The organism is Streptomyces sp. NBC_00597, assembly GCF_041431095.1.
Lineage (GTDB): Bacteria > Actinomycetota > Actinomycetes > Streptomycetales > Streptomycetaceae > Streptomyces.
Map to the genome: position 1 here is coordinate 2176005 of NZ_CP107757.1, position 25416 is coordinate 2201420.

Annotated in this window: 21 protein-coding genes; 11 read left to right on the forward strand and 10 right to left on the reverse strand. The window is 72.3% G+C overall.

All coding sequences use genetic code 11. The features are described 5' to 3' along the window. The first annotated feature begins 11 nt into the window (after positions 1 to 11). From OG974_RS09415 to OG974_RS09440, 6 genes are all read left to right on the forward strand, one after another. Entirely contained in the window at positions 12 to 134 is a 123-nt protein-coding gene (locus OG974_RS09415; RefSeq protein ID WP_133895650.1) for a lasso RiPP family leader peptide-containing protein, read from the forward strand. Between the two features lie 120 nt (positions 135 to 254). Then, entirely contained in the window at positions 255 to 2054 is a 1800-nt protein-coding gene (locus tag OG974_RS09420) for an asparagine synthase-related protein (protein WP_327282209.1), read from the forward strand. Then, positions 2048 to 2299, forward strand: a complete 252-nt coding sequence (locus OG974_RS09425) for a lasso peptide biosynthesis PqqD family chaperone (RefSeq protein WP_327282211.1) — start codon at positions 2048 to 2050, stop codon at positions 2297 to 2299. The genes OG974_RS09420 and OG974_RS09425 overlap by 7 nt, the downstream gene beginning before the upstream one ends. A gap of 1 nt (position 2300) precedes the next feature. Continuing rightward, positions 2301 to 2762, forward strand: a complete 462-nt coding sequence (locus OG974_RS09430; RefSeq protein ID WP_371646156.1) for a lasso peptide biosynthesis B2 protein — start codon at positions 2301 to 2303, stop codon at positions 2760 to 2762. Between the two features lie 14 nt (positions 2763 to 2776). Next, on the forward strand, positions 2777 to 3685 hold the full coding sequence (locus OG974_RS09435; protein ID WP_327282213.1) for a phytanoyl-CoA dioxygenase family protein: 909 nt from the start codon (positions 2777 to 2779) through the stop codon (positions 3683 to 3685). Then, complete coding sequence (locus tag OG974_RS09440; RefSeq protein ID WP_371646158.1) at positions 3682 to 4812, forward strand: hypothetical protein; 1131 nt, start codon at positions 3682 to 3684, stop codon at positions 4810 to 4812. Before OG974_RS09435 ends, OG974_RS09440 begins: the two co-directional genes overlap by 4 nt. 173 nt (positions 4813 to 4985) lie before the next feature. Here OG974_RS09440 and OG974_RS09445 read toward each other — a convergent pair whose 3' ends face one another. From OG974_RS09445 to OG974_RS09465, 5 genes are all read right to left on the reverse strand, one after another. Next, the gene (locus OG974_RS09445; protein ID WP_328761991.1) at positions 4986 to 6350 is read right to left on the reverse strand and encodes a carotenoid oxygenase family protein; all 1365 of its coding nucleotides are present in this window, start codon (positions 6348 to 6350) and stop codon (positions 4986 to 4988) included. A 33-nt stretch (positions 6351 to 6383) separates the two neighbouring features. Continuing rightward, entirely contained in the window at positions 6384 to 8294 is a 1911-nt protein-coding gene (locus OG974_RS09450) for an MFS transporter (protein ID WP_327282216.1), read from the reverse strand. 115 nt (positions 8295 to 8409) lie between these two features. Then, positions 8410 to 10404 (reverse strand): ATP-binding protein, encoded by a 1995-nt coding sequence (locus OG974_RS09455; RefSeq protein WP_371646161.1) that lies wholly within the window; start codon positions 10402 to 10404, stop codon positions 8410 to 8412. A 150-nt stretch (positions 10405 to 10554) separates the two neighbouring features. After that, the gene (locus OG974_RS09460; RefSeq protein WP_327282218.1) at positions 10555 to 11265 is read right to left on the reverse strand and encodes an alpha/beta hydrolase; all 711 of its coding nucleotides are present in this window, start codon (positions 11263 to 11265) and stop codon (positions 10555 to 10557) included. A gap of 361 nt (positions 11266 to 11626) precedes the next feature. Next, positions 11627 to 12085 (reverse strand): Lrp/AsnC family transcriptional regulator, encoded by a 459-nt coding sequence (locus OG974_RS09465; protein ID WP_327282219.1) that lies wholly within the window; start codon positions 12083 to 12085, stop codon positions 11627 to 11629. 129 nt (positions 12086 to 12214) lie between these two features. Between OG974_RS09465 and OG974_RS09470 the strand changes: the two genes are divergently transcribed. The 4 genes from OG974_RS09470 to OG974_RS09485 all read left to right on the forward strand — a co-directional run bounded on the left by OG974_RS09470 (position 12215) and on the right by OG974_RS09485 (position 17355). Further along, a complete protein-coding gene (locus tag OG974_RS09470; RefSeq protein WP_327282220.1) occupies positions 12215 to 13189 on the forward strand; it encodes a DMT family transporter in 975 nt (324 codons plus the stop codon). Then, positions 13182 to 14375, forward strand: coding sequence for an aromatic amino acid transaminase (locus OG974_RS09475; protein WP_327282221.1), 1194 nt, complete (start codon positions 13182 to 13184; stop codon positions 14373 to 14375). Before OG974_RS09470 ends, OG974_RS09475 begins: the two co-directional genes overlap by 8 nt. 245 nt (positions 14376 to 14620) lie before the next feature. Then, complete coding sequence (locus OG974_RS09480; RefSeq protein WP_371646776.1) at positions 14621 to 16624, forward strand: discoidin domain-containing protein; 2004 nt, start codon at positions 14621 to 14623, stop codon at positions 16622 to 16624. Between the two features lie 104 nt (positions 16625 to 16728). Continuing rightward, positions 16729 to 17355: a TetR family transcriptional regulator gene (locus OG974_RS09485; protein ID WP_327282222.1), complete on the forward strand. Its 627-nt coding sequence runs from the start codon at positions 16729 to 16731 to the stop codon at positions 17353 to 17355. 9 nt (positions 17356 to 17364) lie between these two features. Here the strand turns inward: OG974_RS09485 and OG974_RS09490 are convergent, their stop codons facing one another. Both OG974_RS09490 and OG974_RS09495 read right to left on the reverse strand, forming a co-directional pair. Next, a complete protein-coding gene (locus OG974_RS09490) occupies positions 17365 to 18078 on the reverse strand; it encodes an NAD(P)H-dependent oxidoreductase (protein ID WP_327282223.1) in 714 nt (237 codons plus the stop codon). 81 nt (positions 18079 to 18159) lie between these two features. Further along, on the reverse strand, positions 18160 to 19119 hold the full coding sequence (locus OG974_RS09495; RefSeq protein ID WP_328761998.1) for a LysR family transcriptional regulator: 960 nt from the start codon (positions 19117 to 19119) through the stop codon (positions 18160 to 18162). Between the two features lie 159 nt (positions 19120 to 19278). Here OG974_RS09495 and OG974_RS09500 point away from each other — a divergent pair, with 159 nt between their 5' ends. Then, complete coding sequence (locus tag OG974_RS09500; RefSeq protein WP_328765136.1) at positions 19279 to 22767, forward strand: M28 family peptidase; 3489 nt, start codon at positions 19279 to 19281, stop codon at positions 22765 to 22767. Between the two features lie 97 nt (positions 22768 to 22864). Here the strand turns inward: OG974_RS09500 and OG974_RS09505 are convergent, their stop codons facing one another. From OG974_RS09505 to OG974_RS09515, 3 genes are all read right to left on the reverse strand, one after another. Continuing rightward, positions 22865 to 23143 (reverse strand): hypothetical protein, encoded by a 279-nt coding sequence (locus OG974_RS09505; protein ID WP_327282225.1) that lies wholly within the window; start codon positions 23141 to 23143, stop codon positions 22865 to 22867. Positions 23144 to 23233: 90 nt separating this feature from the next. Continuing rightward, positions 23234 to 24277, reverse strand: a complete 1044-nt coding sequence (locus OG974_RS09510) for an enolase C-terminal domain-like protein (RefSeq protein WP_327282226.1) — start codon at positions 24275 to 24277, stop codon at positions 23234 to 23236. Next, positions 24268 to 25410, reverse strand: a complete 1143-nt coding sequence (locus tag OG974_RS09515) for a PLP-dependent cysteine synthase family protein (protein WP_328765137.1) — start codon at positions 25408 to 25410, stop codon at positions 24268 to 24270. Before OG974_RS09515 ends, OG974_RS09510 begins: the two co-directional genes overlap by 10 nt. Between the last annotated feature and the right edge of the window lie 6 nt (positions 25411 to 25416).

Consider the following 25416-nt stretch of genomic DNA (forward strand, 5'->3'; position numbering starts at 1 on the left):
GGGTGACACAAATGAACGACCACGAGGTTGTCGAATACGAGGCGCCCGAAATGCTGCCCATCGGCGAGTTCTCCGAACTCACGATGTGGTACGGCTGGGCCAGCAACGACGGTGAGGGCACCGCGATCATCTAATCGCCGTGCGCAAATTTAGTTGGCCAGGGGGATTCCTTGAGTGCGTCATGGTTCATCGCTTTCCCGGAGAACGTCGATGACGCATTTCCGGTCTATGCCGGGCCGACTGAGAACACCGAAGTGCTGACGTATGCCTCAGGCCGGACGTGGGTGGTCGCGGACCGCTCCCATTCCCGCCTGATTGCCGCGGAAGCCGGCGCCAGACGCCTCGCGCTGTTCGGCGAGACGAGCATCGACGCGGGGGGTCTGGCCCGCCTGCTGGCACAGCACGACGAAGCCGACGGTCTGATGGCCGCCGCGCACGAGATCGCCGGCAGCTTTCACATCCTTTACACCGACGGCCGCTCCACCCATGTCCAGGGGAGCGCGTCGGGCCTGCGCCAGGTGTTCTACGCCCGGCGCCAGGACGGCTCGTACGCCGCATCCGACTCGGCCGAACCACTGGCCCGGCTCAGCGGTGCCACCCCGCGCATCGAGATGGTCGCCTGGGGGATGCTGCACCCCGGATTCGACTACGGGCTGACCCGGGGCACCTACTGGCACGGGGTCCACCGGCTCCCCGCCGACCAGAGGCTGCGCATGACCGCCGACCGGGTCGAGTCCACCACCTGGTGGCGTCCCCCGGCGCCGACGCTGTCGCTCGCCGACGGAGCTCCGAAGGTGCGGGCCGCGCTGGAGGAAGCGGTGGCCGTCCGGCTCGCCACGGCCGGCGGCCTCTCGGCGGACCTGTCGGGCGGTATGGACTCGACCTCCCTCTGCTTCCTCCTGGCCGGCCAGGGCGCCCGCTTCCAGTCGTTCGTCGAGCAGACCGTCGACCCCAACCACGACGACGCCCACTGGGCGGCGATCGCGGCGCAGGAGATCGACCGGCCCCTGACGGTCCTCGGCCCCGAGGACGTCCCGGGCCCGTACGACGGCATCTGGGAACTCGGCCGCGGGCTCGTCCAGGACGTCCCGTACGGACTGGGAGAGCCGTACACGCTCATCCGGAACCGTGCACGGAAGACCGCGATGTCCAAGATCTTCGCCGCCACCGGCTCCGACGTCCACATCGGCGGATTCGGCGGGGACGAGCTGTTCACCATCGCACCGTCCTACTTCGGCGACCTCTACGCGCGCGCTCCCCTGCGTGCGGTCCGCGGCATCCGCGATCTCGCCCGGCTGCGGCGCTGGAGCATGCCCTCCGTCCTGCGCGGGCTCGCCCGGCAGCAGACGTACCAGGGCTGGTTCGAGGAGCAGCTGCGCAGTCTGCACCTGCCCCGGCCGGACGTCCTCGGCCCCGGCTTGAGCTGGGGCCCGCAGGTCCGCGTGACCCCGTGGTCGACGCCCGCCAACGTCGAGGCCGTGCGCGCGGTCGCCGCCGCCGACGATGCCGGTCGGACCTCGCAGGCCGACACCCGCTCGGTGCACACCAGCATCGCGGGACACCGCATCGGTGGACAACGGCTCGGCCCGCTGCGCGCCCTGATGGAGCACCAGGGGATCACCCTGTCGCTGCCGTACATGGACGACGCGGTACTGGAGGCCGCCCTCTCGGTGTCGCGCGCCGAGGCCCTGCCGGGCACCGGGTTCAAACCGGTCCTGAAGGCCGCCATGCGGGTGGACGCGACGCCGGGTTCCCGGACGGGTGCGCTCTCCCGTTCCACCAAGGGCGAGTTCAGCATGTCGGTGCACCGCGGCCTGGCCCGCAACCGCCGCTCGCTCCTCGGCCTGTTCGAGGACTCGCTGCTCGCCGAGCACGGCCTGGTGGACATCGACCGGCTGCGCGCCACCCTGCGGGACACGATGCGCCCCGAGTACGAGACCAACGCGCTGGAGCTGACCGTCGCCGCGGAGGCCTGGATGCAGGCTGTCGCGGGGGCCCCGGCAGCGGCGCCCGAACGCCCCCTCACGAACCGACGACTGGCCTCACCATGCTGAAGATCTCCCCTCACGTCGTACTCACCAAGACCGAGGACGCGGCCGTTCTCCTGGACAAGAAGTCCGGCACCTACTTCCGCATCAACCCGATGGGGACGTCGGTGTTCGAGATGCTCGCTGCGGGACGCACCCAGGACGAAGTCGTGGCCGAGCTGTGCGCACGCCACCCGGAGGCGGCCGACCGGATACCCGCGGACGTCGCGAAGCTGATCGACACCATGCGCCGTGCGAAGGTGCTGGTCTGACGTGACGCTGCCCATGACCCTGGAGCCCCGCGCCCGGTTGCCACTGCGCCGTCGGCCCCTGCCGATGCTGGCCGTCACGGCGAGCCGCCTGCTGACCCGGCTGAGCCCGCACGCGCTGGAGCGGGCGCTGCGCCTGCTCAGCGGCGGCGCCCGCCCCGCCACCCGCGCCGAGGCACTGGCCGCGCGCAGCGACGTCGTCTCCGTCAGCCGCCGCGCCGCCGGGCCGTACTGCCTGGAGCGATCGATCGCGGCGGCCCTGCTGGCCCGCCTGCGCGGCAGCTGGCCGGACTGGGTCTCCGGCGTCAGCCTGATGCCCTTCGCCGCGCACGCTTGGATCGAGGTCGAGGGCCAAGCGGTCGGCGAGTCCATGCGGCTGGACGCCTTCCACAAGAACATCGTCGTGTCCCGCACCCGCCGCACGGGGCGGAGCGACGGGCCGCACGACCACCTCTCCGAGAGCTGAGACGAACGGACGCCATGGACACCAAGCACATAGTGGAACGACTGGCCGGCCGGGGATACGCCCTGGTACCCGGCTTCGTGACGGGCGAGGCCCTCGCCCGGGCGCAGGCCGCGATCGACACCTACTTCCCCGACCCGGAGGCGAGCGGGAGCACGCCCGAGGAGGTCAACGCCCTCAAGCACGCGGTTCCGTTCCCCTTCACCAGCAACGACCTGAACCGGCACGCGCTGGACACCCGGGTCATCGACGTCGTCGAGGAACTGCTCGGCACCACCGACCTGCGGCTGACGAGCTCCTTCATCCAGGCCAAGTACGGCACGGCGTACGGGGAGAGCCGCGACCAGACCCTGCACAACGACGCCTGGGCGGCCAGCAGCCTTGTGCACCCGCGTGCGGACGGTGTCTACCAGCGCGTGTACGGCATCCTCTACCTGACCGACGTGACCGTGGACACCGCGCCCACCTACGTCGTCGACCGGGCCGCACACCTCGGGCTGCCGCTGCTGACCGACGCGGGCAAGGGCTCGTACGACAAGGCGGAGTATCCGGGGCTGTACGAGCAGGAGCGGCCCGTGGAGGCCGAGGCCGGTTCGCTCTTGCTCTTCGTCGGCGACATCGTCCACCGGGGGTCGGCCTACAACGAACTGCTCGGACGGCGTCTCGCGCTCTTCTTCAACATGCACGGCGCGCAGGCCCGTTGGACGGACAAGCACCTGTGGTCGATGCGGCCGGCGCACCCGAACTGGAACACCCTGCACGAGCTCATGGTCGAACTGGACCCGCGCCAGCGCCACCTGCTGGGCTTCCCGCCCGCCGGGGACGACTACTGGACCGAGGAGACGATCGGGCACCTGGAGCGGATGTACCCCGGGATCGACTCCAAGCCCTACCTGCCGCCCACCCCCGAGCCGGTCGCCCCGTGACGTCGGAGCGGCCCGGATACGCGGGACTGGCCGTCGACGGGCTGCGCTACCTGGGAGAGGTGCTCGGCCTGGGGGAACGCTTCGACGCGGCGGCCGAGGAATCCGTGCGGACCCTCTTCGACGGGTGGGGCCACCGTGTCTCGCGGGACACCGACGGCGGCGGGACCCGGCAGGACGCCGTGTCGACCGCTCCGTTCGAATACTCTCTCGTGCTCGACGGGGACCGGGTCGACGTCCGGCTCTTCTTCCGGCCGCTCCCCGAGCGGGGCCCCGTCTCGGCGACCGGGAGCTGGGAGCGCGGCCGGCGGACGCTGGCCGAGCTGGAACGCCTGGGCCTCGCACGCCTGGAGCGGGCCCGGGAGGTCGCCGACCTGTTCCGGCCGCGCAGCGAGCGGGCGGCGTTCGGGATGTGCCTGGCGGCTTCGGTCAGCGCCTCGGGAATCGCACGCCCCAAGGTGTACTTCGACACGCTGGCGGCGGGCACCGAGCGCAGCCGGGAGACCGTCGGGACGGCGCTCGACCGGCTCGGCCAGGGCGGCGCGTGGGGCTGGCTGCAGCGCCACGACCCGCAGGGCATGGCCCATCTGATGCCGGCCTTCTTCGCGCTCGACGTGGACGAGTCACCGCACGCCCGTATCAAGTTCTACACGACGGTCGCGGAGCGCTCCACCGCCGAACTGGAAGCACGGCTGGCCCCGTTGGGCCGCGCCGCGGCGGCCGCCGCGGCGGGTCTGGTGACGGACACCGCCCCGCAGGGATCGGAGCCGCTCGACACGCCCGGGGTACGCCCGACTCTGTGCTGGAGCATGACTTCGCGCGACGGGGCGCAGCCGGACGACGCCACGCTGTACCTGCCGTTCAACCTGTACGCCCCGCAGCAGCAGGAGGCGCGCGGCAGGCTGCGCAGGAGTCTCGACCCGGCGTTGCTGGCGCGGGTCGAGCGGCTGGTGAGCGACCACGCCGTTGCCGTGGAGGGACGGGCGAACCCGTTCCACTGGGCGGCGGCCAAGCTGGTCCACGGCGGGCGAGCACTGACCCTCTACACCTCGGCCGCGGCGGTGGAGGCGGCGCGGACGGCCCGGGTCCCGGCGCGGCCCCGCCCGGACGCCCTTCCGGTCACGACGTAGAGCCGTACGGACGGACCCCGCCGACGCTGGGTACCTGGCGGCGCAGCCGGAGCCGGCGGACCGGTGTTCACCGGCGCGACGGCAAGATCACCCGGGTACGGGTACGGGTACGGCGCTGCCGGCCACCGCCGCGGAGGGGTGGCCGGCAGCGCCGGCTGGGGTGTCGGGGGTGGTCAGTTCCCGGGGGCGGTCAGGGTGTCGTCGGCGATCCAAGAGCCGTGGACCCCGGCGGTCACCCGCTGCGGCAGGTGGACGGTGGCGATGCGGTCGAGGCCGGAGGCGTCGAGGACCAGCAGTTGCGAGGCGTTCTGCTTGAGGTCGGAGACGACGGTCAGGAGGTAGCCGTCGTCCTCGCCGCTCGCTCCGGCCGCGGGGACGAACACCGCTTCGCTGGGCAGGCGGGCGTCACCGACCTGATGGATGCGGCGAGCGCCGGTGGTGCGGTCGTACTTCACCACGCCGTAGCCGCCGAAGCCCTTCTCGTCCGGGAACGAGATGGCGTACTGGTAGCGGTTCTCGGCGCCGAGGTACTCCTCGTTGAGGGTCGGGAACTCCACCGCGAGGTCGTCGATGATCTGCTCGTCGACGGTCCCGGCGGTCATGTCCACGACCCAGCGGCGGGTGTACGAGCGGGAGGCGGGCTCGGAACCGCGCCCCGGAGCGCCGGTCCACCAGTTCCAGGACAGCCGGAACCCCTCGCGGTCCACGGTGGGGCCTTCCAGGACGATGCGGCCCTGGCCGTCCTCGTACGCGTTGGAGACGTGCAGCATGTTGCCGGGCTCGATGGAGAACCAGCGCAGGTGCTGGGCGCCGTTGGCGCCGCGCGGCATGATGCCGATGCGGGAGAGCTGCTGGTCGCTCCAGGCGTACGGGATGCCGGAGTGCTCGCTGGGGTCGAAGGTGACGTTACCCTCGACGAAGACCACGTGGCGGCGGGTGATGGCGAAGTCGTGCTTCAGGGAGGCCGTCGCGCCCGGGATCTCGGCGCTGTGGACGATCTCGCCCTTGGCGTCGGAGACGTAGTACGTCAGGAACGGCGGGAGGGGCGAGGAGCCGAAGAAGTGCAGCTCCCCGGTGAGCGGGTCCTCCTTGGGGTGCGCGGTCATCGCGGTGCGCAGCTTGCCGCCGAAGTCGTAGGCGCCGACCGTTTCCAGTTCCGGGGTGAGCTCGAAGGGGAAGTTGGACTCGCACAGGGCGAGGAGGCGGCCGCCGTGCTCGATGACGTGGGTGCCGGCGGTGCTGGCGGTCAGGTCGGGGCCGTTCTCGGTCATGTAGGGGGCGCCGTCGAACGCGGGGGTGTGCACCCAGCGGTTGCGGTACCACTCGGCGCGGCCCTCACGGAGCCGGATGCCGTGGACCATGCCGCTGCCCTTGAACCAGTGCGTCGGGGTCACACCGGGCTTCGGGTTGTGGCCGTTGCGGATCAGCCGGCCGGTCAGCTCCGGGGGCAGGGTGCCCTCGACGGTCAGACCGGTGGCGGTGACTTCCTCGGGGACGGGGGCGTAGTGACCGGTCAGGTAGGGCTTGTGCGTCGTCATGTCAGAACCTCTTCGAGTGGGTGTGATGGCAGGTCAGGCAGCGTGTTCGGCACGGTGCTTGAGGTGGGTGAGCCAGGTGTCCAGGGAGTCGTGGAGGGCCGCGGCGAGTTCGTCCACGGCGGCGTCGACCGGGTCGCCGCTCCAGGACTCCTCGGTGCGGACGGTGGTGGCCCGGTCGCCGTGCTGTTCGAACGTCCACACGTGGATGCCGGTGATGCCGTCGACGGGGCCGCCCCACACGATCCGCTCGCCGGGGACCAGTTCGTGCACGGTGGAGGTGATGTCCAGGCCGTGGGTCAGCCAGCTGAAGGAGTTGCCGGGGACCAGCGGGCCGTGGAGCTCTGCCCGGTCGATGTCCGCGTTCCAGGTGGGCCACGCCGCGATGTCGGTGTGGAGCTCCCACACCGTCGCGAGCGGGGCGTCGATCACGGTGCTCAGGCGGACGGTGACGGGTGCGGTCTCGTCGATGGTGAACACGGCTGGGTTTCCCTTCTCCCCCGGCGCGGGGGCGGTCGTGGTGGGCCGGCCGGTGCGGCGGGCGAGGAGCAGTGCGAGGAGTGCGGTGGCGGCCAGGACTGCGGCCGAGACCGCGAAGGCGGTGCGGTAGCCGGTGGTGAGCGCCTCTACGTGCGGCCGGTGGGCCGCGGCGCGTTGGGTGACGGAGCCGGCGAGCGTCGCCAGGGCGGCGAGGCCGATCGCACCGCCGATCTGACGCGTGGTGTTGACCAGGCCGCCCGCGAGCCCCGCGTCCTGCGGGGGGACACCGTCCACGGCGAGTGCGGTGAGCTGGACGAAGGCGACGCTCAGGCCGAGGCCGACCAGGATGCTCGGGCCGAGGACGTCCGCGAGGTAGCTGCCGTGGGCGTCGATCCGGGACAGCCACAGCAGGCCGGCCGCCTCGGTGAACAGGGCCGCGGTCACCGTCGCGGCGGCGCCGATGCGCCGGGAGATGCGGGAGGCCAGGGTCGCGCCGAGCATGTTGGCCAGGGCGAGCGGGAGTTGACCGGCACCGGTGGCCAGCGGGGACATCCCGAGGACCTGTTGCTGGTAGAGCGGCAGGAAGAAGAACAGTGCGATCCACACGGAGCCCAGCAGTGCCATCAGCAGGTTGCCCGCGACGACCCGGCCGGCGCTGAACAGGCGCGGCGGTATCAGTGCGTTCGACCGACGGAGCTCTATGACGACGAAGGCGGCGAACAGGGCGACGGCGCCGGCCAGGGCGCCCAGCACCCGCAGGTCCGTCCAGCCGGTGCCGCGTGCGGCGGTCAGGCCCCAGACGAGGCACGTCAGGGCGAGGGTGACGGCGGCGGTGCCCAGCAGGTCGAACCGCCCGTCCTTCCTACCGGCCGTCCGCGGTACGAAGGCCGCCACGGCGGCCAGGACGAGAACCGACCCGAGCGCCACGGAGTGGAAGATCCAGGGCCACCCCCACGCCTGGGTCAGGACACCGCCGAGGAGCACACCGCCCGCCCCGCCCGCGCCGGAGACCGCGCCCCACACCCCCAGTGCCCTGCCCCGCCCGGGTCCGGGCGGGTACAGGTCCATCACCAGGGCGAGCGCGGCCGGGGCGATGGCCGCGGCGCCGAGGCCCTGAACGGCCCTCGCCGCGATCAGCACGCCCGCGGAGGCGGCCAGTCCCGCCGTCAGCGAGGCCGCCGCGAACAGCGCCAGCCCGGCGATCAGCACCCGGCGGCGGCCGAGGAGATCGGCCACCCGGCCGCCCGCCAGGAGCAGCGCCCCGAAGGCCAGGCCGTAGGCGTTGACGACCCAGGTGGTGCCGCCGTCCGACAGCCCCACTCCGCTGCTGATCTGGGGGAGCGCCACGTTCACGATCGAGGTGGCCAGCATGACGGTGAACTGGGCCGCGGCGAGCGCCGCGAGGGCGGTTCCGGGCCGGTGGGCTCCGGCTGCCGCCCGGCCCGTCTGCGTGTGTGCAACGTTCATGTCGCACAGACTCGTGCCGGGCGGTGTCCACTATCCAGAGCGGACGGCGGTCATGACTGTCCACTGCTGTCCGCACCTGTCCACCGGGGCGACCGGGGGGGCCGGGCGGTGTCCGCTACCGCGGGCTCCCGTGCAGCTCCCGGTGCCACAGTTCCTCGCAGAGCAGGTCGAGTCCCTGGCGGACGTGGCGCCGGTAGGTCCCGTACGGCAGGCCCAGGCGGCGGGCTGCGGCCTCCTGGGTGGGTGCTCCGGAGAAGTAGCCCGCCGTCAGGGCCTCGCGGGCGCGCACTCCGCGCGGGTCGCCGGCGAGGTCGTCGACGGCCTGGCGCAGCAGGGCGCGCAGCTCTCCGACCGGATCGGTGAGGTCGGCCGCGAGCCGTGCGCGGGTCAGGGCGCAGGCGGCGAAGGCGCGGGGGTCGCGCCAGTGCGCCAGGGCCTCGCGCACGGCCTGGTCGAACGCGGTGCGTGAGAAGCCCGACGGTCCGGAGGGGGCCGGCACTTCGGTCGCGGTGATGAGGTGGCGTATCCACGCCTCGACCGGCACTTGCCGCCAGTCGATGCAGAACAGCCCGTACGCGTACTCGCCGACCCGCGCCCGTGCGCCGGTGTCGTGCATGACGCCCTTGAGGCGCGCGGCCCAGGTTTCGGCGTCCCGGTAGACGACGAAGCCGTGGGCGCGACCCCGCCCGCGGGCGGCCTCCGCCTGGGCCCGGGAGTTGCTCAGGTCGATGACGACGGAGGGGACCTGGTAGCGGGCGGGGTAGATCGAGAACCGGCTCATGCCGATGTGCTCTCCGGCCCGTACCGGGGCGGTGGCCGTCGTGTACTCCCAGGCGGCCGCGACGACGGGGTCGGTGGCGAGGTCCTGCGGGTCGGGAGGGGACGACAGTTGGAGGCGGGTCGTGAACGCCACGGGCTCGCCGGTGCTCACCGAGCGGAAGACGCTGAATGCCTGCGGCTGTCGCTCCAGCCAGTAGCGCACGAGGTCCGCGGAGGCGGCCCCCTCCGTCTCCTCGGCCATGCGCAGTACGACATCGATGTCGTCCGGCTGCAGCACGCGTTCGTGCACCTCCTCCTCGCGGGTGGAAGTCCCGCGCCGGGCCGGGCTCGCCAACTCGCGGAAGAGGTAGAAGAGTTCGTCGGGGATGACGCTGACCCGCTCGTCGGCGCCCTCGCGCAACAAGCGCAGGTATTCCTCCGCCAGTCGCTGGCGCATCGCCATGAACGCGTTGGGGGCGCGCCAGCGCAGGTCTGCGGCCAGGGTTTCCCGCGCGGCATCGTGCGGGTAGAGCCCGCGGGCGGTGGACTCCACGAACGGCAGGTCCCGCAGCCAGTCGAACAGTAGGTGGGCGTCTTCCTCGGGCAGGACGGTGGCGAGGAGTTCCTCGGACGTCGAGTGCGCCTGGGCCACCACCTCCAGGGCCCGCCGGTGCGCCGCCGTCGGCACTTCCCCGATCAGGCCCGCCATCAGCGTGCGCAGGACGTCGGCCGATGGCGCCCACATCGCCTCGCCGCTCCAGCCCGCCGAACCCGCGGCCGCGGCCAGGGAGAGGGCCAGCGGATTGCCTCCGGCGAAGTGGAGTATGCGTTCCCCGAGCTCGTGCGGGATCTGCGCCGCCGCCAGCAGGCTCCGGGCCTGTTCATCGGAGAACGGACCCAGTTCACCGACGTGCAGGAGCCCGGACCAGGCGGGGTCGGCGGTCCATTGCGCGTGCGGCGGGATGCGGCCGGCCAGGACCACCAGGGTGTCGTCGGCGGCGCGGGGCAGGAAGCGCTGCCACAGCCAGCTCTCCAGCCATTGGCAGTGCTCGAAGGAGTCCACGAACAGGACCGTGCCGGCGACGTCCAGGAAGGGACCGGCCGCACGCTCGAAGTCGGCCGGGTCCCGGCTGACGAAACGGCCGTCCAGCTCCAGGAGCAGTCGGCCCGCCGCACGGGCCTCGGCCGCCAGGCTCCGCACCAGCGACGACTTCCCGATACCGCCCGGCCCGTACAGGTAGAACGCGAAGGGCGCCTGCGGATCCCCCGCCAATGCCGCACCGAAGCGGCCGAGTTCCTCTTCCCTTCCGATGAAGGTGCGCTCCCGCGCTCTGCTCAGTCTCTCTCCCACGGACGCCACGTCGGTCCCCTCCCGGGTCTCGGAAGTACCGGGCGGAGTACCCGGATCCCCTTCCAAGAGGGTAGGTCGGGACGGCAGGTTCCCGTTCCGGCCATGGGAGCGCCCACCCGTCGGCTCGAAATCGCCCGTGGGGACGGTCGGTCAGTCCCGGTCGAGGAAATCGCCGAGCAGCTCAACGAGTTCGGTCGTCTTCTCGAAGATGACCACGTGGCCGCTCTCCAGCTCGGCGTACTCGCTGCCCGCCACGGCCGCGTGGATCTCGCGCGAGTGCTCGACGGGGATCAGCGCGTCCCGGGTGGAGCCGATGACCAGGGTGGGCGCGGCGATGGCGGGGAGGCGGTCGCTGATGTCGACGAGGTGGTCGAGCTCGATCTGCTGGAGCGTCCACGCCTCGGCCTTGATCCCGGCGACGGTGGCCTTGACGCCCCCGCTGCCGATGCCGGCGAGGAACGGCGGCGAGAAGACGAGCAGCGCGCTGTACGCGGCGAAGGCCTCCTCGTCGATGGCCGCGAGCCGCCGCCAGAGGTCGGTGGCCAGCTGCTGGCGCGGGTCGTCTTTGCGGGCCCAGCCGTTGATGACGACGAGGCGGCGGACGAGCGCGGGGTGCTCGGCCGCGGCGGCGGCCGCGACGACGGCGCCGAGGGAGAAGCCGACGATGTCGAGGGGCTCGTCGGTGACCGCGCGTGCCGCGCCGATCACCTGCTCCACCAGCTCGTCCAGGCTGAGTTCGTCCGCGTGCAGCGGGGTCAGGCCGCTGCCCGAGCAGTCGGGGGTGATGACGGTGTAGCGGTCGCTGAACTGCTCGCGGACGTGCCCGAACTGGGCTTCTCCGTGACCTCCCGTGCCGTGCACGAACAGCAGGCCCGGGCCGGTGCCCTCAGCGGTGTAGGAGACGGGGTGCCCAGGCGCCGGTCGACGACGTCACGAGCGGTGGCTGTGAGAGCGCTACGTGGGCCTCGCGCAGCCGATTCCACCGCGCGCTCGGCGACCGCCCTGAGCCACGCCCACCCCGACTGCCGCACATGCCGGCCCCTCCCCGCGTACCGCATCGGCAGAGCCTGGGACGACGACGGGAAGTCGATCCCGGGCAAGCCGGCCACGGGGCAAAACTACGCGACCGACCCATGGGCCCCACCGCCACGAGATCAAGATCACCATGTGGTGACTCCGGCAGGAGACCTGCCGGTCAGCCGCCCTGCTGCCGCTCACTTCCTTACGCGGGAGCGGGGTAGACCCTGGACTGCTTCACGCTGCCGAACGCGAAGCTCGACTCGATCGACGCGATGCCGGGGATGGCGTGGATCCGGTGCCGGACCAGCGCCTCGTACGCCTCCAGGCTCTCGATGACCACGCGGAGCAGGTAGTCGCTGCTTCCGGCCATCAGGTAGCAGTCCTGGATGTGCTCGATGACCGCGACGTGCTCCTCGAAGACCCGGACCGCCTCCTTCGTGTGGCGGTCCAGGCGGATCCGGACGAAGACGGTGATCGGCAGGCCGAAGGCGACCTGGTCGACCATGGCCGTGTAGCCGCGGATCAGGCCGGCCTCCTCCAGGCGCCGCACCCTGCGCAGGCAGGGCGACGGGGACAGCCGGACCCGGTCGGCGAGGTCCTGGTTGGACAGCCGCCCGTCGGCCTGCAACTCACGGATGATCTGCAGATCGACTGCGTCCATGACCACTCCTTGGCAGATTCTGCCTCAAACGTATGTCCGGACGGCAGAACTGGCAATCGGCTGCCCCGAGGAAAGATCTAGCGTTGCTCCATGGCCGGATCCGGCCCCTTTGAGGCTGGAGGAACCCCCTTGGTCACCACGAACGCCGGACCCGCGACGGCGCCCCCACCCGCCGGCGCCGCGGTCCGCCCGAGGCTCTCCCCACAGGCGAAGGGCACCCTCGCACTGGTGGTGACCGTGCTGATCTGGGCCGCGTTCGCACTCAGCGCCCGGGCCCTGAGCGCCTCCTCCCTGCTCCCCGCCGATGCGGCCCTGCTGCGCTTCGGCGTCCCGCTGCTCGTCCTGGCGCCCGCGCTGTGGCGGCGGCGCCGGCGGATCGCCGCCGTGCGCCCGGCGGCCGCGCTCAAGATCGCCTGCGGGGCGGGGGTGCCGTTCTTCCTGGCCGCGATGTACGGCGGCTCCCTGACCTCGGCGGCGTTCGTCGGCTCGATCGTCCCCGGCATGGTCCCGCTGTTCGTCTCCGCGCTGATGGTCGCCGGCGGCCGCGGCGCCCCCCGGGGCACGCAGGCGGCCGGGCTGGGGCTGATCGCGGCCGGCGTGGTGGCCCTGGTGTGGCGGTACGTGTTCCCGCTGAACACACAGGTGCTGGCCGGAGCCGGCATCCTGCTCGTCGCCAGCGGGCTGTGGGCGCTGTACACCGTCGGACTGAAGGAGGTGGACCTCGATCCCGTCGGATCGATCGGTCTGCTGTGCCTGCCCTCGTTCGCTGTGATGGCGCTCCTGGTGCTGACCGGGGTGCTGCCCACCGGCGTGGCGTCAGCCGCGGGCAGCGACATCGCCCTGTTCCTCGTGGTGCAGGGATTGGGGGTCGGCCTGTGCGCCGGCCTGCTGTACGCCTTCGCCATCCGCAGTCTCGGCGCGGAGCGCAGCTCGACCGTGGGCAGCCTGAGCCCCGTCGCCGTGGTCCTGCTCGCCATTCCCCTGCTCGACGAGTCGCCGACCGCGGCCGTGCTCGTCGGCGTCCCCCTCATCACCGCGGGCGTCGCCCTCGCCAACCGGCGTCCCCGCAACCGCACCCAGCCCGAGGTTCCCGCCCATGCTTGAGCTCCTCCTCCCTCCCCCCGTCGACCCGCTGTGGGACCTGACCGAGGCGTACGGCGCCGACGCCCGACCCGAGCGCCTGAACCTCGTCCTCGGCGTCTACCGCGACCAGACGGGCGGCACCCCGGTCATGGCGGCCGTACGGGAGGCCGAGATACGACTGGCGGAGCGCTCCGCCTCCAAGGAGTACCGGGGGCTCTCGGGCAACACCGCCTTCAACCGGGCGATGCTCTCGATGGTCCTGGGCTCCGGCGACGCCGCGGAGCGGGCCGTGGCCGTCCAGACGGTCGCGGGTAGCGGCGCGCTGCGGCTGCTCGCCGATCTCATCTGCCGGACCAGGCCGGGCACGACGGTGTGGATCAGCGACCCGGCGTACGTCAACCACCGGCCCATCCTGGAGGCCGCCGGGCTGACCGTGCGGACGTACGGCTGGGCGGACGCCGAGGGCCGCTTCGACACGGCGGGCATGCTGCGCGACCTCGGGCAGGCGCGGCGCGACGACGTCGTACTGCTCCAGGGCTGTTGCCACAACCCCACCGGGGTGGATCCGTCCGCCCAGGCCTGGGAGGCCGTGGCCGGGCTGGCGGTGCAGCACGGCTGGGTGCCGTTCGTGGACCTCGCGTACCACGGGCTCGGCGACGGCCTGGAGGCCGATCTGGCGGCCACCCGGCTACTGGCGGAGCGGGTGCCGGAGATGCTCGTCGCCATCAGCTGTTCGAAGAACTTCGGGCTGTACAGCGACCGGACCGGCTGCGCCGTCGTGCTCGGCGCGTCGCGGCAGTCGCTGCGGCATGTGGAGACGGCGCTGCAGAACGCGGCCCGCACCCTCTATTCGATGCCGCCGGAGCACGGCGCCGCGGTGGTGGCGGCGGTCCTTGAGGACAACGGGCTGCGGGACTTGTGGCGGGCCGAACTGGATGCGATGCGGGCCCGCATCGCGGCCAACCGGCGCGGACTGGCTGCGGAGCTGACCGCGCTCGGGTGGGACGCGCAGGCCGATGTGCTGGCGCGGCAGAAGGGGATGTTCTCGATGCTGCCGCTCACACCGCGTCAGATGCTCCGGCTGCGCAGCCGGTACGCCATCTACGGGACGACCGCGGGGCGGGTCAACATCGCGGGGATCCCGGCGCACCGGGTGTCGTGTCTCGCGCAGGGCATCGCGGCGGTCCTCGACGAGGGCCCCGAGTAGCCCCACGGAGAAACCGCCGCGCACCTGACATTCCATCAGGTCATCCGTCCCGGACTCTTGACTCTGTTACCGCCGGTAGCCATTCTCGTCACAATGCCTGCGCGGGACATGACAATCAGCCGCTCCCTCAGACGGTCTGCGTCCTCGACCGCGCCATCCGCCGACCGATGACGTGAGTGATGACCATGACCCGAGCCCCGCACCGAAGGCGCAGGCCCATCGCGCTGCTCGCCCTCCTCTTCGCCATGGTGGCCATGGCCCTCGGCCCCGCGCCCGGCGCGGCCGCCGAGGGCGATGCCGGCTGGTGGAACCCCTCCGCGCGGCCCGCCCCCGACTCCCAGATCAACGTCACGGGCGAGCCGTTCAAGGGCACGAACGCCCAGGGACAGGTACGGGGCTTCGTCGACGCCCACGACCACATCATGTCCAACGAGGGCTTCGGCGGCCGGCTCATCTGCGGCAAGGCCTTCTCCGACCTGGGCGTGGCCGACGCCCTCAAGGACTGCCCCGAGCACTACCCCGACGGCTCCCTCGCGATCTTCGACTTCATCACCAAGGGCGGGGACGGCAAGCACGACCCGACCGGCTGGCCGACGTTCAAGGACTGGCCCGCCCACGACTCGCTGACCCACCAGCAGAACTACTACGCCTGGATCGAACGGGCCTGGCGCGGCGGCCAGCGCGTACTCGTCAACGACCTCGTCACCAACGGGGTGATCTGCTCGGTCTACTTCTTCAAGGACCGCAGCTGCGACGAGATGACCGCCATCCGCCTGGAGGCGCAGAAGACGTACGACATGCAGGCCTACATCGACAAGATGTACGGCGGCCCGGGCAAGGGCTGGTTCCGGATCGTCACGGACTCCGCGCAGGCCCGCGACGTCATCCAGCAGGGCAAACTGGCCGTGGTCCTGGGCGTGGAGACCTCCGAGCCGTTCGGCTGCAAGCAGATCCTGGACGTCGCCCAGTGCAGCAAGGCCGACATCGACCGCGGCCTCGACGAGCTGTACCGGCTCGGCGTCCGCAGCATGTTCCTGTGCCACAAGTTCGACAACGCGCTGTGCGGGGTCCGCTTCGACGAGGGCGCCCTGGGCACCGCCATCAACGTGGGGCAGTTCCTGTCGACAGGCACCTTCTGGAAGACCGAGCAGTGCAGCGGCCCGCAGCACGACAACCCGATCGGCCTGGCCCCGGCGCCGTCGGCGCAGAAGGAGCTGCCGGCGGGCGTGGCGGTCCCCTCGTACGCGGCCGGCGCGCAGTGCAACTCGCGCGGTCTCACCGACCTCGGCGAGTACGCGGTGCGCGGCATGATGAAACGCAAGATGATGCTCGAAGTCGACCACATGAGCGTCAAGGCCGCGGGCCGGGCCTTCGACATCCTCGAATCCGAGTCCTACCCGGGCGTGATCTCCTCGCACAGCTGGATGGACCTGGGCTGGACCGAACGCCTCTACAAGCTGGGCGGGTTCGCCGCCCAGTACATGAACGGCTCCGAGGGGTTCAGCGCCGAGGCCGGGCGTACGAAGGCACTGCGCGACAAGTACCAGGTCGGCTACGGGTACGGCACCGACATGAACGGGGTCGGCGGCTGGCCGGGCCCGCGCGGAGCCGACACCCCTAACCCGGTGAAGTACCCCTTCCGCAGCACCGACGGCGGCTCCGTCATCGACAAGCAGACCACCGGGCAGCGCACCTGGGACCTCAACACCGACGGGGCGGCGCACTACGGCCTGGTCCCCGACTGGATCGAGGACATCCGGCTCGTCGGCGGCCAGGGCGTCGTGGACGACCTCTTCAAGGGCGCCGAGTCCTACCTGCACACCTGGGGGGCGTCCGAGCAGCACAAGGCCGGGGTCAACCTCGCCGCGCACGCACCCGCCGCGGCCAGCTCCGCCGAGTGGAACCCCTTCGTCAGCTACGCGCCCGGCAGGGCCGTCGACGGCGACACCGGCACCCGCTGGGCGAGCGACTGGAACGACGACCAGTGGCTCCGCATCGACCTCGGCTCCCCCGGCGTCGTCAAGCGCGTCACCCTCGACTGGGAGCGCGCGTACGGGAAGGCGTACCGGATCGAGGTCTCCGCGGACGACGTGAACTGGCAGACCGTGTGGTCCACGACCTCCGGCGACGGCGGCCTGGACACGGCGCAGTTCGCCGGCGTCCCCGCCCGGTACGTACGCGTCCACGGAGTGGGGCGCGGCACGCAGTGGGGCTATTCCTTGCACGAAGTCGGCGTCTACAGCAGCTGACGGCACCGGCGCGGCGGCCGGGGCATGCCGGATCGGCTCGTTCGATCCGACATGCCCCGGCCGCCCGTCCCGGGCGGTACGTGAACGAAGGGAACCGAACCCGCATGGCACGCATGCCGTTGGCGCAGCGGCGCCGGCAGCTGACCGAGGCCGCGATCCGCGCGATGGCCCGCGACGGCGTCCCCCGGACGACGACCCGGTCGATCGCCGCCGAGGCGGGCGTGTCGCTGAGCGTCTTCCACTACTGCTTCGACTCCAAGCAGGCCCTGCTCGAATCCGTCATCGAGACGATCACCGAGCACTACCTGGCGGTGGTGAAGGAGGCGATCCGGCCGCGCGCCACCCTCCGCGAGACCGTCCGGGCCGGCTTCGAGGCCTACTGGGACCACGTCTGCGCCCACCCCGCCGAGCACATGCTCACGTACGAGCTCACCCAGTACGCCCTGCGCGAGCCGGGGTGCGAGCACCTGGCGCGGCGGCAGCACGAGCTGTACTGCGCGACGTACGTGGAGCTCCTCGAACAGGTCCGGGCCGGCATGGGGTTCGAACTCCGCGTCCCCGTGACCGTACTGGCCCGCTACCTGGCGGCGATGACGGACGGGCTGACCCTGAACTTCCTCGTGCTCGGCGACGCCGACGCGGCGGCGCAGATCCTCGACATGGTCGCCGAGCACGTGGCGGGCCTGGTCCACGACGAGCGGCTGCTGCCCTCTACCGGCGTCCCCCGCTGAGGGCCGGCGTCAGCCCTCGGCCCGTTGGGTGACCGGGGCGCTGCTCTCGTCGCCGAGGAACTCGTACCAGCGGCGCTGGAGGCACAGGTAGCGCGTGTCCGCCTCGGCCAGCGCCAGGAAGGAGTCCACCGTGGCGGCGAGCCGCTCGCCCAGGCCCTCGTCCGCGAGTCGGCCGTCCTCGCGGAAGGCGGAATGCGCCGCGGCGAGGCTGAACATGTCCGGGTACACCCGCGCCCCGAGGTGTTCGAGCGGGACGCGCAGGGCCCACAGGCCGCGGTTGCCGCCGACCATCGACGGCGAGGCCGACACGAGCAGCGTCTGCTTGTCCTTGAAAGGCTGCGGCCGGAAGCGGGAGACCCAGTCGACGGCGTTCTTGATCACGCCGGGCACCGAGGCGTTGTACTCGGGCGAGGCGATGACCAGGGCCTGGGCCGCGATCAGCCGCTCGCGCAGCGCCGCCGCCCCGGCCGGCGGCCCCTGGCCCGCCTCGGCGTCCCCGTCGTAGGTCGGCATCTCGAAGTCGCGGATCCGCGCGAGGTCCACCGTGGCCCCGGAACGCTCGACCTGCGCCGCGACGAGTTCAGCCAGCTGGGCGTTGACGGAGCCTTCGCGGGAGGATCCCGCGAGGACGAGGACCCGCAGGGCGCCCGCCCCTCCGGTCACGGTCACGTCGGTCGCGCCCTTCGCGTCGGTCACGTCAGTCCCGTCTCTCGCCTCGGTCACTCCGGGGACCGTACGGCACCACGGGCGCGGGGTCCCGGCGGCGGCCGGGCCGCGCGTAGCGCATCACCCCAATGAGTGTTCTCACCCGAGGACCGGGTGGGCCTCCGGGTGGGCGTTCCACCACGCGCGGTGGAAGGCGTTGTTGTCCACGTTGGCCAGGTAGGCACCCGCCGCCGCGCGGTAGAGGGTGTCCGCTTGTGCGGCGGATACCGCCGAGCGGTTCCAGGCGAGGCGGATGCGGCCCATGATCGGGGTGCCGAGCAGCGGACGCATCACCGTGCCCTCCACCGCGGGGGCCGTGGGCTGGGTGAGGGAAATGGCGCGGCCCGCCGCCACCAGGTCGTGGCGCATCTTGCGGTCGGTGATGCGGTAGCGCAGGGAGGGGGCGAAGCCGGCCTTCGCGCAGGCCTCGACCAGTGCTTCGGGGCCGCCGTCGTCGTCCTCCACCAGGGTCATCCACTGCTCGCCGGCCAGTTCGGCGAGGTCCAGGACCTCGCGGCCCGCCAGGGGGTGGCGTGTGGACATCCGGATGCAGAAGGGTTCCTTGGGCACGAGGGTCCGGGCCAGGGCGCCCTGGGGCAGCGCGACCTCGTGGTCGTTGACCTCGCCGTACACGACGACGTCGTACCGGCCCGCGCCGAGCATCCGTACGAGTGCGGTCACCGAGTGCTCCACGTCCACGGTGATCTCCCGACCGGCCGGGGTCAGGTCCGTCCGCGTGAGCAGTCCGTCGATCAGGACGAGCAGGATGCAGCCGAGCCGCAGCGGGGCGTCGGTCGCCATGGCACGGGTCTCGGCGCCGAGGGTCTCCATCTCGGTGAGCACGCGGCGCGCCTTGGCCAGGACGAACTGGCCCAGCGCGGTCGGCTCCACCCCGTGCCGGCCGCGGACGAAGAGGTCGCCGCCCGTGACCCTCTCGATCCTGCGCAACTGCGCGGAGAGCGCGGGCTGGGAAACCCCCAGCCGCCGGGCCGCGCCGCCCAGACTGCCGGACTCCGCTATCTGGCACACGGCTTGCAGATGTCTCAACTCCAGCTGCATTCCGGCAGCTTACGCAGCGTGACCCCACGGCACCATAACGCGGGTCTTATGCGCGCAGAGATGTCCCAATCTCGCCATGTCCACGCCCATACTCGGCGCGAACAGCCAGCCGCACCCCCCACACACGAACGGAGTGGACTCTTGCAGCCCACCAGATGGATGGCTTCCGTGGCGGCCATGGCGCTGACCGCGAGCCTCGCCGGCGCACTGGCCACCGCCGCGTCCGCCGCACCACAGGCCAAGTCCGCACCCTCCCCCAAGCCCGCCGAGCGGGCGGTCGCCGCCGCCGACGCGGCGGTCCGCAGCGGTCTCGACACCCTGGTCAACTCACCCCAGCAGCAGTACGACCGGCGCCTGGTCACCCCCTGGGTGCAGGACCTGTACTCGGTCTCCTACGAGCGCAGCTACCGCGGCCTGCCCGTCGTCGGCGGCGACGCGGTCGTCCTCGCCGACGGCCAAGGGCGCGTCCGCGCCGTCCAGTCGGCCTCCGCCACCGCCGTCGACGTGGCCACCACCCCCTCCGTCAGCGCGAAGGCGGCGGAGGCCGTCTCTCGGGCGGAGCTGGCCAAGGTCGACAAGGTGCTCGACAGCCGGCTCGTCGTCAAGATCAAGGACGACAAACCGGTCCTCGCCTGGGAGACCGTCCTCTCCGGCAGCACCAAGACCGCGCCCAGCAAACTGCACGTCTTCGTGGACGCCCGCACCGGCAAGGTCGTCGACCGCCACGACGAGGTCGTCGCGGGCAGCGGCAGCAGCAAGTGGAACGGGCCCAACCCGCTCAGCATCGACACCACCGCCTCGGGCGGCTCGTACTCGCTGCGCGACCCGAACCGGCCCGGTCTGAGCTGCGCGGACTACAGCACCGGCACCGTGTTCACGAAGTCCTCGGACTCCTGGGGCACGGGCAACGCGACGTCCAAGGAAACCGGCTGCACGGACCTGATGTTCGCCGCCCAGAAGCAGTGGGACATGCTGAGCCAGTGGCTGGGCCGCAACGGCGTCAGCGGCAACGGCCGCAGCTTCCCCGGCAACGTGGGCCTGGGCGACCTCAACGCCTACTGGGACGGCAGTTCGGTCACCATCGGGCACAACAGCGCCAACGAGTGGATCGCCGGGATCGACGTGGTGGGCCACGAGTACGGGCACGCCATCGACTCCAACACCCCCGGCGGCACCAGCGGCCAGGAGGCCGGCCTCGGCGAGGGCACCGGCGACATCTTCGGCGCGCTGACCGAGGCGTACGCGAACGAGCCGGCCCCGTACGACACCCCGGACTACACCGTCGGCGAGATGATCAACCTCACGGGCAGCGGTCCGATCCGGAACATGTACAACCCGCCGGCCGTCGACAACGACCCGGCCTGCTACAGCTCCGCGATACCCGGCACCGAGGTGCACGCGGCGGCGGGTCCCCTGAACCACTGGTTCTACCTGCTGGCCGAGGGCAGCAGCCCGGGCGGCGGCAAGCCGAACAGCCCCACCTGCAACCAGTCCACGGTCACCGGCGTGGGCGTGCAGAACGCCGGCAAGATCTTCTACGGCGGCATGCTGCTCAAGACCAGCAGCATGTCGTACAAGAAGTACCGGACGGCGACCCTCAGCTCCGCCAAGTCGCTCGACCCGACCACCTGCAACCTGTTCACCAGGACCAAGGCGGCGTGGGACGCGATCAGCGTGCCCGCCCAGTCCGGTGACCCGACCTGCACCCCGAGCGGCCAGAACGACGACTTCTCGATGGCGCTGAACCCGTCGTCGGGCAGCGTGCAGCAGGGCGCCTCCGTCACCACCACCGTGACGACCAGCACCACCACCGGCCAGGCGCAGCAGGTGACCCTCACGGCCACCGGGCTGCCGTCCGGGGTGAGCGCCTCCTTCAACCCGGCCACCGTGCAGTCCGGCCAGTCCTCGACGCTGACCCTCTCCGCCACGGCCAACGCGGCGCCCGGATCCTCCACGATCACGGTCAAGGGCCAGGGCCCGAGCCTCGCGCACACCGTCGACTACGCGCTCAACGTCGGCAGCACCCAGCCCGGCAACGATCCGCCGAACATCAACGTGGCCAACGTCCAGGCTCACCTGGCCCAGTTGAACACCATCGCCTCGCAGAACGGCGGCAACCGTCGGGCCGGCAGCGCCGGCTACACCCAGTCCGTGGCGTACATCAAGGGCAAGCTGCAGGCGGCAGGCTTCACCGTCACCGAGCAGAACTGCACCTCCTGCACCTACCCGTCCAACAACCTCATCGCGGACTGGCCCGGCGGCCCGGCCGACCAGACCGTCATGTTCGGCGCCCACCTCGACAGCGTCTCGGCGGGCCCGGGCATCAACGACAACGGCTCGGGCTCCGCGACCCTGCTGGAGAACGCGCTCGTCCTCGCCCAGAAGAACCCCACCCTGACCAAGCACGTGCGGTTCGCCTGGTGGACGGACGAGGAGCAGGGCCTGAACGGCTCGGCGTTCTACGTGGGCCGGCTCAGCAGTGCCGAGAAGGCCGCCATCAAGGGCTACTACAACTTCGACATGGTCGGCTCGCCGAACGGCGGCTACTTCATCAACAACGTCAACTCCACCACCGCGGCGCCGCTGAAGGCGTACTGGGCCTCGCTGAACCTCGCCCCCGAGGAGAACACGGAGGGCCAGGGCCGCAGTGACGACTACTCCTTCCAGCAGGGCGGCATCCCCACCTCCGGCTACGCGGCCGGTGCCAGCGCCCGCAAGACCTCGGCTCAGGCCACCAAGTGGGGCGGCACCGCGAACGCGGCGTACGACTCCTGCTACCACAGCTCCTGCGACACGACGAACAACATCAACGCGACGGTCCTGGACCGCAGCGCCGACGGCGTCGCCTACACGATCTGGAAGCAGGCCGTCGGCGGCGACACCCCTGCGCAGGACTTCTCGATCAGCACCTCCCCGGCCGCCGGCTCCGCCGACCCGGGCGGCAGCGTCACCTCCACGGTGAACACCACCACCGTGAGCGGCAGCCCCCAGACGCTCGCCCTGTCCGTCTCCGGCGCCCCGTCCGGGGTGACCGCGACCCTCAGCCCGGCCTCCGTCCAGTCCGGCGGATCCTCGACGCTCGGCGTGCAGGTCGGCGCGGGCACCACGGCCGGCACCTACACCCTGACCGTCACCGCCGCCGGCACGGTCACCCACGGCACCACCTACACCCTGACCGTCGGGGGCGGGGGCAACTGCACCCCGCGCCAGGTCGTCGCCAACGGCGGCTTCGAGAGCGGCAGCAGCCCGTGGACCGCCACGGCCGGGGTCGTCACCAACCAGTCCGGCCAGGTCTCGCACAGCGGCTCGTACATGGCGTGGCTGGACGGGTACGGCGCCTCCCACACGGACAGCGCCGCGCAGTCCCTGACCCTGCCCGCCGGCTGCGCCAAGGCCACGCTCGCCTTCTACCTCCACATCGACACCGATGAGAACGAGAACGTGGTCTACGACCGGTTCACCGTCTCGGTGGGCGGCCAGACCCTGGAGACCCTGTCCAACCTGGACGCGGCCCCGGGCTACGTGCTCAAGAGCTACGACGTGTCCCGGTTCGCCGGCCAGAGCGTCACCCTGAAGTTCCAGGGCGTCGAGGACCAGTCCCTCCAGACCTCCTTCGTCGTCGACGACGTCACCCTCCAGGTGGGCTGACGCCCGCCCGAACCACCCCCGGGCGGCACGCACCCCGGCTTCGCGGCCGGGGTGCGTGCCGCCCGGCCGCGTCCGCGGCGGACCCCGCCGGCGGTCGTCAGTAGCGGCGCGGCGACATGACCTGGGGAACGGCGTCCTCGGCCTCCAGGACGCAGCGGGGGACGCCGGGGCCGGGCGTCGCGCGGACGGACACCGGTGTCGGCGGATCGGTCGGCAGTTCCACCTGTACGGTGACGGGCCGGTCGTGGTGCGTCGTGCCGTGGCCGGTCTCCTTGCCGTCGACCAGGATGTCCACTTCGACGTGGCGGCCGGTCTCGACGGTGGCGCTGACGGAGTGCCCCGCATGATCGATGTGGAAGTGATGGCGTCGTCTCATGAGGTCGCCTCCGACGGGCACTGCTCAACGGCCCCCCGTCCAGGGTAGTCGCGGGTACGGCGGCCCGCAGCGCCCCGGGAACGCGGCCGGTCAGGTGGCGGCCGGACGGCCACGGGACGGCCGGACGCCCAGCCCGGGGCGCGGGGACGCCCGTACGGTCCCGTCGGCCCCGCCGATCCCGGTCCACGGGTCGGCGGCCAGCAGCAGGTGCCCGTCGAGGTCCACCCAACGGGCCCGGTCGACGAGGTGCACGGCGGGGGCGATGCCCAGGGAGCTCGCCGCGAGGCAGCCGAGCATCACCTCGGTGCCGCTGCCCTCCAGGGCCGCGCAGATCCTGAGGGCGGCGCGTACCCCGCCGCATTCGGCGAGCTTGACGTTCACCCCGTGCACCCTGCCGGCCAGCCGCATCGCGTCCTCGTACGAGACGGCGTCCTCGTCGGCGATGACCGGCAGCGGGGAGTCCCGCGCGACGCGGGCGAGGACTTCGGGGCGGCCCGGCGCGACCGGCTGTTCGACGGCCTCGACGCCGAGCGCCGCGAAGGCCGGCAGGAGGCCGCGGGCCCGTTCCTCGCTCCAGGCCCCGTTCGGGTCGAGCAGCAGGCGGGCGCCGGGGGCCGCGGCGCGCACGGCCCCGACCCGGGCGAGATCCCGCGCCGGGTCGGCGGAGCCGGCCTTGACCTTGAGCACGCCGAACCCGGCCCGGGCGAGGCGGCCCGCGGTCGCAGCGGCCCGTACGGGCGCGACGATGCCGATGGTCCGGGCGGTCTCCGCCGCCGGCGGGAGCACGGTGCCCAGCACCCGGTGGGCGGGCCGGCCTGCCCTCTTGCCCACCAGGTCCAGCACGGCGGCCTCGATCGCCGCGGACACCCCGGCCGGGAGCCCGCCGGGCAGCGGGCCGGCCCAGGCGGTCTCCGGATCGGGGTAGCGCTCCAGCGCTCCGCGCAGCCGCGCCAGGTGCGCCGTGATCCGCCGGGCGGGCAGGCCCCGGTACGCGCTGCTCACCGCCTCGCCGTGGCCGCGCAGCCCGTCGTGCTCGACGGTGACCCGGACGGCTTCGCGGCGGGACATCACGGAGCGGGAGATGCGCAGTGGTTCGGCCAGTTCCAGGGCGGCCGTGTGCCAGGTCATCCGCATGTCCCGCCGCCTTCCGCGGGCCCGGGCACGCGGGAACGGACGGGCTGCGCGACGGGGTCGACGACGGTCCGGCAGCGCGCCCAGCCGCCGGCCCGGGCCGCCGCCCGCGGGTGCGCGATCTCCTCCGGCCGTGCGGCCGGCACGGCCACGTCCAGGCCGTGGGCGCGGCAGAAGCCGTCGTCGTAGACGGTGCCGAGGTAGCGATGCGGGCCGTCGGGGAAGACGGTCGCGACGACGGCGTCCGGCTCCACCCGGGCGGCCCAGGCGGAGACCAGGGCGACGGCGCCGGTGCTCCAGCCCCCGCTGACGAAGCCGCTCCTGGCGAGCCGCCGGCAGGCGTCCACCGCCTCGGCCGCGCCGACCCAGTGCACCTCGTCGAACGCCTCGTGGGCCACGTTCCGCGGGTGGATGCTGCTGCCGAGCCCGCGCATGAGGCGGGGCCGGACGCGCTGCCCGAAGATCGCCGAGCCGACCGCGTCCACGCCGATCACGCGCAGCCCGGGCCAGCGGCGGCGCAGCGGCCCGGCCAGGCCCGCGCTGTGTCCGCCCGTCCCGACGCTACAGACCAGTACGTCGAGGCGGTCCAGGCGGTCGGCCAGCTCGGCGGCCATCGGCAGGTAGCCTGCCGCGTTGTCGGGGTTGTTGTACTGGTCGGGCCAGTACGCCTCCGGCATCTGCCGCAGCAGTTCGCGCAGTCGGGCGAGGCGGGCCGCCTGCCAGCCGCCCTCCCGGGCGGGCCGGTCGACGATTTCGAGGCGGGCGCCGTAGGTACGGAGCAACTGGCGCATGCACGGTTCGAGTTCGCGGTCGGCGACGAGGACGACGGGGTGACCGAGGGCCTGCCCGGCGAAGGCGAGGCCGACGCCGAGGGTGCCGGAGGTGGATTCGACCACGGGGGCTCCGGGAAGCAGTTCGCCGCGAGCCCGGGCGCCGCGCAGCATGGACACGGCCCCGCGGGCCTTCATGCCGCCTGCGCCCAGGCCTTCGAGTTTGGCCCAGAAGCCGGGGTGGGGGTGCGGCAGTTCGGTGCGGATGCGGGCGAGGGGGGTGCGGCCGACGAGCGCCAGCAGCTCGGGGTGGGCGACGGGCGAGGCGACGGGGGTGACGGCCGAGGCGACGGCCGGCCGGGGCAGGATCGG

Excerpts from the sequence above, each read along its gene's own strand:
- OG974_RS09415 (WP_133895650.1), top strand. The coding sequence starts at position 12 with ATGAACGACCACGAGGTTGTCGAATACGAGGCGCCCGAAATGCTGCCC.
- OG974_RS09425 (WP_327282211.1), top strand. The coding sequence starts at position 2,048 with ATGCTGAAGATCTCCCCTCACGTCGTACTCACCAAGACCGAGGACGCG.
- OG974_RS09435 (WP_327282213.1), top strand. The coding sequence starts at position 2,777 with ATGGACACCAAGCACATAGTGGAACGACTGGCCGGCCGGGGATACGCC.
- OG974_RS09445 (WP_328761991.1), bottom strand. The coding sequence starts at position 6,350 with ATGACGACGCACAAGCCCTACCTGACCGGTCACTACGCCCCCGTCCCC.
- OG974_RS09450 (WP_327282216.1), bottom strand. The coding sequence starts at position 8,294 with ATGAACGTTGCACACACGCAGACGGGCCGGGCGGCAGCCGGAGCCCAC.
- OG974_RS09465 (WP_327282219.1), bottom strand. The coding sequence starts at position 12,085 with ATGGACGCAGTCGATCTGCAGATCATCCGTGAGTTGCAGGCCGACGGG.
- OG974_RS09475 (WP_327282221.1), top strand. The coding sequence starts at position 13,182 with ATGCTTGAGCTCCTCCTCCCTCCCCCCGTCGACCCGCTGTGGGACCTG.
- OG974_RS09480 (WP_371646776.1), top strand. The coding sequence starts at position 14,621 with ATGGTGGCCATGGCCCTCGGCCCCGCGCCCGGCGCGGCCGCCGAGGGC.
- OG974_RS09485 (WP_327282222.1), top strand. The coding sequence starts at position 16,729 with ATGGCACGCATGCCGTTGGCGCAGCGGCGCCGGCAGCTGACCGAGGCC.
- OG974_RS09495 (WP_328761998.1), bottom strand. The coding sequence starts at position 19,119 with ATGCAGCTGGAGTTGAGACATCTGCAAGCCGTGTGCCAGATAGCGGAG.
- OG974_RS09500 (WP_328765136.1), top strand. The coding sequence starts at position 19,279 with ATGGCTTCCGTGGCGGCCATGGCGCTGACCGCGAGCCTCGCCGGCGCA.
- OG974_RS09505 (WP_327282225.1), bottom strand. The coding sequence starts at position 23,143 with ATGAGACGACGCCATCACTTCCACATCGATCATGCGGGGCACTCCGTC.
- OG974_RS09510 (WP_327282226.1), bottom strand. The coding sequence starts at position 24,277 with ATGCGGATGACCTGGCACACGGCCGCCCTGGAACTGGCCGAACCACTG.